Consider the following 10,116-nt stretch of genomic DNA (forward strand, 5'->3'; position numbering starts at 1 on the left):
CGCCCTACAGGCTTCGGGCTTTCTCCGAAGGTTTCGACTTGCCAGAATTGTTGAGGGCGACCGCTTGGCGAACGAGCGCCTTGAAAGCGGACGCGTCAACGTCTTCTCCTTCGTGGATGTCGATCGCGCGGCGTACGTTTCCGTCGAGACTCGAGTTGAAGAGATGAGCCGGATCCTTCAGGGACGCGCCCTTGGCGAAGGTAAGCTTCACGACTTTCTTGTAGGATTCGCCAGCGCGTAGGGCGGGTTCCCTTTAACCCGCCATCTCGCGTGCAACGGCAGGCTAAAATGGCGGGTTAAAGAGAACTACAGGCTTCGGGCTCCAGGTCGTAGCGCGGCATCATTACCTGCATCATTTCGATCGCACAGCAAGCAAGCCCGAAGGTCACCCAATAGATCGACCCTGTCCGCGCCCATGTAATCATTTCGTCTGTTGAGGTGACGAAAAATCCCTTGTCTGCAAGCTCGCCATTGATTTCAAAGAATGATGAATCTTTGCCAATCAATTCCATCTGAGCCTCCGTTCGCTTGCTTCAGTAACGGCCTGTCCAAACAGCGACCGCCGGCGTGGCTCGATGAAAACCTGCACGCGATCACCGGGTTCGCTGGCAGCGCTGGTCAGGCGACGACAAATCTGGAACGTAACTCATGTGGACACCTCTCCGTCACGTGAACAACCTCCCAGGCCTGCTGCTTGCCTCCGCCCAAAACACCTCGAATGGTGATGAACAAATCAAACGCTCCGGCCGCGCTGTCAGCAACGAGACCCAGTACGGCCTTGTCGGGGCATGACGACGATACCGTCGAATGCGTCCACCGTGGGTCGTGGTGAATCTCGAAATCGATATCAAGCTTCCGCGCCGCGGCCCGGGCATGTGTCACCTCCATGAGGTCTGTGCCGCTGAACACCATGCTGACCGCCTCATCGACGCTGCCTGCGAACTTGCGAGGCGGATCACGCTTGCCGAGATGGGAAAGGGAAACGCCGTGGTCCGCCAATGCGCGAAGAAAAGCGCTGGCCTGCGTCGTCGTCGGCTTTGCGATGTATGCATAGAGGACGTGGTCCATAGCCGCCTGACCCAGGCTCAAACAGCCGCCCCACGCGAGGGCACGATTGCAGCCGCAGGCGCGATCGACATGCGCCTCTCTGAATGACGAATATGACCGCAATGGGTCAGCGGGCCAGCACAGATTGGCTGTGATCGGCGGATTACGCCCATCGGGCCGCGCCTCGCGCGGACCCGTTGGGCTTCAATCCGCCCTACAGGTTGGAGCGGCTCCAGTGATTTGCCCGACGGGCAAATCGGTGAATTACCTGTCAAGGCCCGGCACGGAAAATATTCCTGTTTTCACGCACCCCAAATCAGTTCTAGAAATCCGATCGTCTCATCCCGAGAGAGGGGCGTTGGCCATCGTCACGAACGTTGGGATGGGATGCGGTGGGCGCGGCAGCGTCGGGCGCGCAAGCTGATCGCAGGGCGGGTTCTCCCGTGAGCGATCGAGGCGCGCAGACGAACGGCGCTGAAGCGTACGGCAAAACCGTGTGGTCCTGGCACCCGTTGCTGGTGTCAAGCCGGCGGAGGTTTTCGTAGCCCAACCGGGTTACGTTGAGCCTTTAATCCGCCGGCGACGGTGACAAGACGAATTCGTCGCCGGGGAGAGCATGGCATAAGCCGTAAAACCATTGCGCAGGGAATGCCGGAGTGTCTCCGCTGAACCTGTATGCTCGTGTGCGCATCCTTATCTACAATTTGCACACGGGACCGCGGGTGCAGCGTGCACCCGGCATTCCCTGCTCCCTCCGATTTGGAGGGCGGGACGTTCCAGGAAAAACTCGGGCGCATTCAGCCGCGAGACCGCGAATTTGTGTCCGCGCCTCATTGCGAAGAACAATTCACCCGCGGTCGCTCAACGCGCGAAGGCAGCGGCGAAACTATCCAGAACGGTCGGGTGCCGCGTGCCCGAAACAGCGCTGCGACACCGGCCGATCGATCATCTTCCATCTGCAACGCAGAATCTTGATTTGAACTGTTCCAGGTTCCGGTCCAGCATCGCCTCGAGGTTCAATCGATGGATTGAACCAGTCAGGGGACACGCGATGGCAAACCTCACGATCAACGGCAAGACGATCAGCGTCGATGTCGAAGACAACACACCGCTGCTTTGGGCAATTCGCGAGAATGTCGGATTGACCGGAACCAAATACGGATGCGGCATCGCACAATGCGGGGCCTGCACCGTTCACATTGACGGCGTTGCGATGCGCTCCTGCGGCGTCGTGGTCAGCGAAGCGGTCGGCAAGCAGATCACCACCATCGAAGGCCTTGCCGGCGAAGGCGCCCTGCACAAGGTGCAGCAGGCCTGGATTGCCAATGACGTTCCGCAGTGCGGCTATTGCCAGAGCGGCATGATCATGGCGGTGGCGGCGCTGCTCAAGGACAAGCCGAAACCGACCGACAAGGACATCGACCAGGCCATTACCAATATCTGCCGTTGCGGCACCTTCCAGCAGGTGCGCGAGGCCATCCATGCCGCCGCGAACGCGTGAGGGAACAGCCATGAACAAGCATCTCATGCCAACGCTCAATCGCCGCGCTTTCGTGATCGGCACTGCCACCGCGGGCGCAGGTCTTGCCCTTGGCCTCGATATTCCCTTTGGCGGTCCAACCATCGTCCGCGCCGCCGACGGTTCGCCGGAGGTCAATGCCTGGGTGGTGATCCGGCCCGACGACACGGTCGTGATCCGCATCGCGCGTTCGGAAATGGGCCAGGGCTCGCTCACCGGCCTCGCCCAGCTTGTCGCCGAGGAACTCGAATGCGACTGGTCGAAGGTCACGACCGAATATCCGACGCCCGGCCAGAGCGTCGCCCGCAAGCGCGCCTGGGGCGATTTCTCGACCGGCGGCAGCCGCGGCATTCGCGCCAGCCAGGAATATGTCCGCAAGGGCGGCGCCACCGCGCGCGTGATGCTGATCCAGGCCGCCGCCAATGAATGGAAAGTGCCGGCTTCGGAATGCACCGCCGCCAACAGCATCATCACCCACACGCCATCGGGCAGGACCACGACGTATGGCAAGGTGGTGGAAGCCGCCGCCAGGCTGGAACCGCCGGCCGACGTCAAATTGAAGGATCCCAACGACTGGAAGATCGCCGGCAAGGGGGTGAAGCGGCTCGACACCGCAGACAAGACCACCGGCAAGATGACCTACGGCATCGACGTCAATCAGCCCGGCATGCTCAGCGCCGCGATCAAGGACTGCCCGGTATTCGGCGGCAAACTGAAGAGCTTTGACGAGGCCAGGATCGCCGGCATGAAGGGCGTCAAGAAGGTGGTGCGGGTCGGCGAAACCGCGGTCGCCGTCGTCGCCGATACCTGGTGGCACGCCAAGACCGCGCTCGACGCGCTGCCGATCGTCTGGGACGAAGGCGAAAACGCCAAAGTCTCCAGCGCCTCGATCGCCAAATGGCTGGCGGAAGGCCTCGACAATTCGCAGCCGGCGTTTGTCGGCAACGCGAATGGCGACGCCAAGGCGGCGATCGCCAGCGCCGCGAAGAAAGTCGAGGCGGTCTACAGCTACCCCTACCAAAACCACGCCACCATGGAGCCGCTCAACGCCACGGCGCTGTATACCGCGGACAAGTGCGAGGTCTGGTGCGGCACCCAAAACGGCGAGGCCGCCTTTGCCGCGGTGCTGGAAGCCTCGGGCCTGCCGGCCGAGAAATGCGAGGTGCACAAGCAGATACTGGGCGGCGGCTTCGGCCGCCGCGGCCAGACCGACTATGTCCGCCAGGCGGTTGCGATCGCCAGGCAAATGCCGGGCACGCCGGTCAAGCTGGTGTGGTCGCGCGAAGAGGACATGGCGCACGGCATGTATCACCCGGTCACGCAATGCAAACTGACCGGCGCCTTCGACGCCGACAACAATCTGACCGCGCTGCAGGTGCGGCTGTCGGGACAATCCATCCTGTTCGCCCTGCGCCCGGCGGCGCTGGAAAACGGCAAGGACCCGGCCGCGTTCCAGGGCCTCAATGCGAGTGGCGAGGCGGCGATCGGCTACTCGGTTCCCAATCTGCTGGTCGAGCATTCGATGCGCAATCCGCACGTCCCGCCCGGCTTCTGGCGCGGCGTGAACATCAATCACAACGCGATCTATCTTGAATGCTTCATGGACGAGCTGGCGCATTCGGTCGGCCAGGACCCGCTGGAGTTCCGGCGCAAGCTGATGACCAGGCATCCGAAGCATCTCGCGGTGCTCAATGCCGTGGCCGAGAAGATCGGCTGGGGCAAGCCGGCGCCGCAAGGGATCTATCGCGGCATCGCCCAGGTGATGGGCTATGCGAGCTATGTCGCCGGGGCGGCCGAAATCTCGGTCACCGACGGCAACAAGATCAAGGTGCATCGCATCGTCGCCGCCACCGATCCCGGCCATGTCGTCAATCCCGCCCAGATCGAGCGGCAGATCGCGGGCTCCTTCGTCTATGGCCTGAGCGGGCTGTTCTACGGCGGCTGTACCGTCAAGGATGGCCGCATCGAGCAAACCAACTTCGACACTTATAACTCGATGCGCATCAACGAGATGCCGAAGGTGGAATCGATCGTGATGCCGAGCGGCGGGTTCTGGGGTGGCGTCGGTGAGCCGACCATCGGCGTGGCAGCGCCCGCGGTGCTCAACGCCTATTTCGCGGCGACGGGCAAGCGCATCCGCTCAGTGCCGCTGCGGGATCAGAACATCAGTTTCGCCTGATACAATGGGCGGCGGCCTTGGCGGCCGCCGCCCCGCTTTTCGGAACCTGCCCATGGACGTCACGCGTCAGCCGACGCGCAGAGATGTCGCTCGCGGTGTCGCCGCCATCGCGGCGGCTTCGGCGGTGGCTTGCCCGTCGATCGCCCAGTCGGCGGCGCGCGTCGTCGTGATTGGTGGCGGCTTTGGCGGGGCAAGCTGCGCACGGGCGTTGCGCCGGCTCGACGCAGCGCTGCGCATCACGCTGATCGAACCGAAGCGCACCTTCACCGCCTGCCCGTTCAGCAATGAGGTGATTGCCGGGCTGCGGGGGATGGCGGCGCAGCAATTCACCTATGACAAGATCGTCGCTGAAGGCGTTACGGTGATCGCGCAGGCGGCGATGACGGTCGATCCGCAGGTGCGCGCCGTCGGTCTCGCGGATGGCAATATCCTTGCCTATGACCGCCTGGTGCTGGCACCCGGCATCGACCTGCGCTTCGACGCGCTGCCCGGCTATGACGAAGCGGCATCGGCAAGAATGCCGCATGCATGGCAGGCCGGCGAGCAGACAATGCTTTTGCGCGAGCAGCTCGAGGCGATGGACGACGGCGGCGTTGTCGTGCTGGCCGTTCCCGCGGCGCCTTTGCGCTGCCCGCCGGCGCCCTATGAGCGCGCCAGCCTGATCGCGCATTTTCTGAAAGCCAGGAAGCCACGATCGAAAGTCCTTGTTCTCGACGCCAAGGACGGGTTTCCGCAGCAGCGGCTGTTCGAGAACGCCTGGAAGGAACTGTATCCTGGCATGATCGAACGGATCGCCTTGTCGCAAGGCGGACGCGTGATATCGGTCGATCCCGCGACCAACACCATCGTCACCGATTTCGGCAATTATGCCGCGCAGGTCGCCAATGTGATCCCGCCGCAGAAGGCCGGCCGCATCGCTGGGATCGCGGGCGCGGCCGACAATACCGGCTGGTGCCCGATCAATCCCGCAACCTTTGAATCGAAACTCGTGCCCAATATCCACGTCATCGGCGACGCCTGCATCGCCGGTCAAATTCCCAAATCCGCATCTGCCGCGCATGCACAAGCCAGGGCCTGCGCCGCCGCGGTCGTGAACCTGATTTCCGGCAAATCGACGGACATGCCGAGGCTGAACGGCGCCTGTTACAACACGGTCGCGCCCGGCTACGCGTTCTCGCTGTCCGGCATCTACCAGCCGAAGGATGGCCAGTTCGCCGAGGTCGAAGGCAGCACCAGTGCCGTCGATGCGCCGCGCGAAGTCCGCCGGCAGGAAGCGGAGAATGCTCAAACCTGGTTCAGGACCATAACGGTGGATGCCTTTGGCTAGGTCAGCGATCGCCTCAACGCCGATATGGATCGCAGCCGCGATCCTTGCCCTGCCCTGTGCCGCGGGGGCGCAGGCCCTACGGTCTTATGTCGTGGAGGGCGACGCGATTGCGGATTCTCTCACGACCACGCAAGGCGACGCTGTGCGCGGCCGTGCGCTGGTCGTCGACCGCGCGAGCACGTGCATCCTCTGCCATAGCGGCCCATTTCCGGAAGCCAAGTTCCAGGGCGATCTGGCGCCGAGCCTGACTGGCACGGGTGCCCGCTGGTCGGAAGGCCAACTTCGGCTTCGACTGGTCGACGCCTCGCGCCTCAATGCCGCGACGATCATGCCCTCCTATTATCGCGTGGATGGGCTCAATCGCGTTGGCCCGGCGTGGCGGGGAAAGCCGATCCTGTCGGCCGCGCAGATCGAGGATATCGTGGCGTATCTGGTTACGCTGCGGGAATAGGAAGGTGCCGATGCCTGAACAGGACGAGACCACGCGCCGTGCCTTTCTCGGCCTCGCCGGCAGCGCGGCCATGCTCGGCACAATTCCCGTCGTGACCGTGCGCCCTGCAGAGGCGACCCCCGCCATGCTCACCGCCGCGATCCGGAACGTGGTCGGCGAAGCCGTGGTGCGGACCGGCAAGGTCAAGCTCGACGTACCGCCACTGGTCGAAAACGGCAACACGGTGCCGCTGACCGTCAGCGTCGCCAGCCCGATGACGGCGGACAACCATGTCAGGAGCATCCATGTCTTCAACGAGAAGAACCCGCAACCCAATGTCGGGAATTTCTATCTCGGCCCACGCGCCGGCCGCGCGCAAGTATCGACCCGCATCCGGCTTGCCGACAGCCAGAAGGTGGTCGCGATCGCTCGGCTGTCCGACGATACGTTCTGGTCCGCAAGCGTCGACGTGGTGGTAACGCTGGCCGCCTGCACCGAAGAGGTGATCTGATGGCCTCCGCGCTGATCAATGTTCCGGCAAAAGCAAAACGCGGCGACATCATCGAGATCAAGACGCTGATGTCGCATATCATGGAGACCGGTTATCGCCACCTCGCTTCGGGCGAGGTCGTGCCGCGCGATATCATCACGAGCTTTACCTGCCGTTATAACGGCACCGAGATTTTTCGGGCCGAGCTGTATCCGGCGCTCGCGGCGAACCCGTTCATTGCCTTCTTCACGACAGCGACCGAGAGCGGCAAGTTCGAATTCGAGTGGATCGGCGACAGGGGCTTTTCCGAAACCGCTTCCGCCTTGATCATTGTCGAATGAGGTTTGCCTGCATCATGGCGTTCGCGTTGCTGCCGGTCGCGGGCGCCGCGCACGCCGCCGACATCCCGCAAGCCGATCGCCGGTCCGGCACCGGCTTCATGACACCGGACACCAGGGCAATACAGGACGACGACACCGCCAATCCCGGCATGCTGTGGGTGCTTGACGGCGAAGTGCTGTGGAAACGCAAAGTCGGCGCGGCGGACAGGGCCTGCGCCGACTGCCATGCCGAAGCGCGCGCCAGCATGAAGGGCGTCGCCGCCCGCTATCCCGCTTTCGACAAGGCGCTCGGCCGTCCCGTCAACCTCGAACAGCGTATCAATCTGTGCCGGGCCAACCGGCAACAGGCAACGCCGCTCGCTTACGAAAGCCGCGACCTGCTGGCCCTCGCTGCCTTCGTGTCGCAACAGTCGCGCGGCAGCGCCATCGAGACGGGCAGCGACGCGCAGCTCGCGCCGTTCATCGCCCGAGGACGCGAACTGTTCATGCAGCGCCAGGGACAGCTCAATCTCGGCTGCACCCATTGCCACGATGACAATTGGGACAAGCACCTTGCGGGATCGGCGATCACGCAGGGACAGCCCACCGGCTATCCGCTGTACCGGCTGGAGTGGCAATCGCTGGGCTCGCTGCAGCGCCGCCTGCGGAGCTGCATCGCCGGCATTCGCGCACAGCCCTACGACTACGGCGCGCCGGAACTGGTCGAGCTCGAGCTTTACCTGATGTCGCGCGCGCGCGGCATGCCGATCGAGGCGCCCGCGGTCCGGCCGTAGCTACCGCGGCACGGCCAGCGACGCCAGGCCGGAAACATCCGCGCTCGTGTCGAGCGTCCAGACCGCATCGATCAGCGGCGCCGTGTCGTAGCGCGGATTCCAGCCGGCGGCAGCCGCTCGCAGCTTGTCCTCGAGGTCGGCGTCGCTCATCGGATTGGCGTCGCTGCCGCGCGCGGCCGGCTGCGACAGCCTGTGGATCGCGCCGTCGGCGGTGGTGATCTCGACCGCGGCGGCGATGGTGGAGAACGCGCTATCGCGGCTGACCTCGACCTTGCTTCGCAGCGCCAGCACGCCGGGATCGCGAACGCAGGCATCGGTGAACTGGTCTATTCCGGCCTTGCCGGTCACCAGCGCGGCCGCGACCGCATGCTGCACGCTGACCTGTGCTTCGCGTCCGGTCGAGACATCGGGCCGGTCGGTGCGGGCGCTGAGCAGGGGATTGCCGCGCACCACGATGCGCACCACTTCGGCGGCTGGATGGTCGCGCCGCCAGTCCAGCACGCAATCGAGCACGGGATGGATGACGAAGCCGCACGGATACGGCTTGTAGGACGTCGCCATGATCTCCCAGCCTTCTCCCAGGCCCGCGGTGACGACCGGCAAATCGGGCGTTTCAGCGAGCGCGTGGTAGAAGCCCTGTGCGCCGGCCAGGGGTTCCGGTGGCCCGGCAAAACCCTGCTGCGCCAACAGCGCCGACCACAACCCGTTGCGCGCGGCGTTGCCGACGCTCAGGCTTTTTGCCGGCGTGCCCAGGCATTCGCAGAGACCCGACGATTGCGTCGCCGCGGCGCCTAGCGCCCACACCATCTGGCGCTCGTCAAGCGCCAGCAGCTTGCCGCTGCCGGCGGCGGCGCCGAACACGCCGCAGGTCGAGGTGATGTGCCAGCCCCTGCTGTAGTGGCTGGGCGAGATCGCAAGCCCGATGCGGGCCGCGATCTCATTGCCGAGGATAAAGGCCAGCAGCAGATCGGGGCCGCTCAGCCGGCGCAACTCGGCAAGCGCCAGCACCGCCGGGGCTACCGGCGCGGTCGGATGAATCACCGTGCGCAAATGGGTGTCGCAGTAGTCATGGACATTGGCGCCGGCGGCGTTGAGGAAGGCCGCGCCCAGCGCATCGATGCGCTCGCTGCGCCCGACCACGGTCACGAGCTTGCCGCCCGAGAACTCGGCGAGCGAGCGCAGCGCGATCTCGACCGGCCCGGTGCGGCAGCCCGCGAGCGCCACGGCAAAGAAATTGATCAATGAACGCTTGGCCTGATGCCGTACCTGCGATGGGATATCATCCCATCGCGTGGCGACGATGAAACGCGCAAGGCTCTTCGTGACGCCGGGTTGATCCAACATGCTTCCCTCTCAAGAAGATGTCGAAGCATCGGTCGGCTCGCGCCAAAGTACAACCGTGCCTTCGGTGGGCCGGACCCGAAATTTTGCCTTATGGTTCTGCCGGCGGACGACAAGCGCCGCCGCCCGTGTGGGCCATCTGAGGGTGACTCTGGGAGAGCGATGCGATGCGGAGATATTCGAGGCTGCTGGCATTGGTCCTTACATTGGCCCTTGGGTTGGCCACTTCGCCGACCGCGGGCGCCGCGCGCGCCGATGACTATCCGTCGCGTCCGATCCGGCTGATCGTGCCCTACGCCGCCGGGGGCGGCGCCGATTCAGTTGCGCGCATCGTTGCCAGGCGCGTGGGCGAGACCATCGGACAACCCATCGTGATCGAAAATCGCGGCGGCGCGGGCGCGATCATCGGCACCGAGTTCGTGAACAAATCCGAGCCCGACGGCTATACGCTGCTGCTGGGTCAGTCCGGGCCGATTTCGATCAATCCGGCGGTCTATAAGCGCCTTCCCTATGATCCGCTGACGGGTTTTTCCCCGATCACCAAAGCGGTTATCCCGGCTTCGACGCCGTTGCCTGGCACGGCATCCTGGCGCCGGCCAATACGCCGCCCGCCATCGTCGGCAAGCTCAACCAGGAGATCGTGGCAGCGCTGAAGAATCCGGAAACCAG

10 protein-coding genes and 3 pseudogenes are annotated in these 10,116 nt (G+C 64.3%); 9 read left to right on the forward strand and 4 right to left on the reverse strand.

Going from position 1 to position 10,116, the window contains the following annotated elements:
- Nucleotides 1-4: 4 nt before the first annotated feature.
- From WCE35_RS00555 to WCE35_RS00565, 3 genes and pseudogenes are all read right to left on the reverse strand, one after another.
- Nucleotides 5-232: pseudogene (locus WCE35_RS00555) on the reverse strand (DUF1801 domain-containing protein); the annotation flags it as partial.
- Between the two features lie 88 nt (nt 233-320).
- Nucleotides 321-512 (reverse strand): annotated as a pseudogene (locus WCE35_RS00560) (NADH-quinone oxidoreductase subunit B); the annotation flags it as partial.
- A gap of 106 nt (nt 513-618) precedes the next feature.
- The gene (locus WCE35_RS00565; RefSeq protein ID WP_424591404.1) at nt 619-1,068 is read right to left on the reverse strand and encodes a hypothetical protein; all 450 of its coding nucleotides are present in this window, start codon (nt 1,066-1,068) and stop codon (nt 619-621) included.
- A 1,030-nt stretch (nt 1,069-2,098) separates the two neighbouring features.
- Here WCE35_RS00565 and WCE35_RS00570 point away from each other — a divergent pair.
- Genes WCE35_RS00570 through soxA form a run of 7 tightly spaced genes read left to right on the forward strand, consistent with a single transcriptional unit; the run spans nt 2,099 to nt 8,106 of the window.
- Nucleotides 2,099-2,548: a (2Fe-2S)-binding protein gene (locus WCE35_RS00570; protein ID WP_424591405.1), complete on the forward strand. Its 450-nt coding sequence runs from the start codon at nt 2,099-2,101 to the stop codon at nt 2,546-2,548.
- 10 nt (nt 2,549-2,558) lie between these two features.
- Nucleotides 2,559-4,745, forward strand: coding sequence for a molybdopterin cofactor-binding domain-containing protein (locus tag WCE35_RS00575; RefSeq protein WP_424591406.1), 2,187 nt, complete (start codon nt 2,559-2,561; stop codon nt 4,743-4,745).
- A gap of 52 nt (nt 4,746-4,797) precedes the next feature.
- Nucleotides 4,798-6,072: an FCSD flavin-binding domain-containing protein gene (locus WCE35_RS00580; protein ID WP_424591407.1), complete on the forward strand. Its 1,275-nt coding sequence runs from the start codon at nt 4,798-4,800 to the stop codon at nt 6,070-6,072.
- A complete protein-coding gene (gene soxX / locus WCE35_RS00585; RefSeq protein ID WP_424591408.1) occupies nt 6,059-6,523 on the forward strand; it encodes a sulfur oxidation c-type cytochrome SoxX in 465 nt (154 codons plus the stop codon). Before WCE35_RS00580 ends, soxX begins: the two co-directional genes overlap by 14 nt.
- Before the next feature lie 10 nt (nt 6,524-6,533).
- Nucleotides 6,534-7,013, forward strand: a complete 480-nt coding sequence (locus WCE35_RS00590; protein WP_424591409.1) for a SoxY-related AACIE arm protein — start codon at nt 6,534-6,536, stop codon at nt 7,011-7,013.
- Entirely contained in the window at nt 7,013-7,333 is a 321-nt protein-coding gene (soxZ, locus tag WCE35_RS00595) for a thiosulfate oxidation carrier complex protein SoxZ (protein ID WP_424591410.1), read from the forward strand. The genes WCE35_RS00590 and soxZ overlap by 1 nt, the downstream gene beginning before the upstream one ends.
- On the forward strand, nt 7,330-8,106 hold the full coding sequence (soxA, locus tag WCE35_RS00600; protein WP_424591411.1) for a sulfur oxidation c-type cytochrome SoxA: 777 nt from the start codon (nt 7,330-7,332) through the stop codon (nt 8,104-8,106). Before soxZ ends, soxA begins: the two co-directional genes overlap by 4 nt.
- Here the strand turns inward: soxA and WCE35_RS00605 are convergent, their stop codons facing one another.
- Nucleotides 8,107-9,450 (reverse strand): MmgE/PrpD family protein, encoded by a 1,344-nt coding sequence (locus tag WCE35_RS00605; protein ID WP_424591412.1) that lies wholly within the window; start codon nt 9,448-9,450, stop codon nt 8,107-8,109. It lies immediately after the preceding gene.
- A gap of 164 nt (nt 9,451-9,614) precedes the next feature.
- Here WCE35_RS00605 and WCE35_RS00610 point away from each other — a divergent pair.
- Both WCE35_RS00610 and WCE35_RS00615 read left to right on the forward strand, forming a co-directional pair.
- A pseudogene (locus WCE35_RS00610) lies at nt 9,615-9,928 on the forward strand (Bug family tripartite tricarboxylate transporter substrate binding protein); the annotation flags it as partial.
- A 105-nt stretch (nt 9,929-10,033) separates the two neighbouring features.
- The coding region (locus tag WCE35_RS00615; RefSeq protein ID WP_424591413.1) for a hypothetical protein at nt 10,034-10,116 on the forward strand (83 nt) is incomplete at its 3' end.

This window comes from Bradyrhizobium sp. (assembly GCF_049691595.1).
Taxonomy (GTDB): Bacteria; Pseudomonadota; Alphaproteobacteria; order Rhizobiales; family Xanthobacteraceae; genus Bradyrhizobium.

What these genes read in the sequence shown, in the direction of transcription:
- WCE35_RS00565 (WP_424591404.1), bottom strand. Translation starts at nt 1,068, where the DNA reads ATGGACCACGTCCTCTATGCATACATCGCAAAGCCGACGACGACGCAG.
- WCE35_RS00570 (WP_424591405.1), top strand. Translation starts at nt 2,099, where the DNA reads ATGGCAAACCTCACGATCAACGGCAAGACGATCAGCGTCGATGTCGAA.
- WCE35_RS00575 (WP_424591406.1), top strand. Translation starts at nt 2,559, where the DNA reads ATGAACAAGCATCTCATGCCAACGCTCAATCGCCGCGCTTTCGTGATC.
- WCE35_RS00580 (WP_424591407.1), top strand. Translation starts at nt 4,798, where the DNA reads ATGGACGTCACGCGTCAGCCGACGCGCAGAGATGTCGCTCGCGGTGTC.
- soxX (WP_424591408.1), top strand. Translation starts at nt 6,059, where the DNA reads ATGCCTTTGGCTAGGTCAGCGATCGCCTCAACGCCGATATGGATCGCA.
- WCE35_RS00590 (WP_424591409.1), top strand. Translation starts at nt 6,534, where the DNA reads ATGCCTGAACAGGACGAGACCACGCGCCGTGCCTTTCTCGGCCTCGCC.
- soxZ (WP_424591410.1), top strand. Translation starts at nt 7,013, where the DNA reads ATGGCCTCCGCGCTGATCAATGTTCCGGCAAAAGCAAAACGCGGCGAC.
- soxA (WP_424591411.1), top strand. Translation starts at nt 7,330, where the DNA reads ATGAGGTTTGCCTGCATCATGGCGTTCGCGTTGCTGCCGGTCGCGGGC.
- WCE35_RS00605 (WP_424591412.1), bottom strand. Translation starts at nt 9,450, where the DNA reads ATGTTGGATCAACCCGGCGTCACGAAGAGCCTTGCGCGTTTCATCGTC.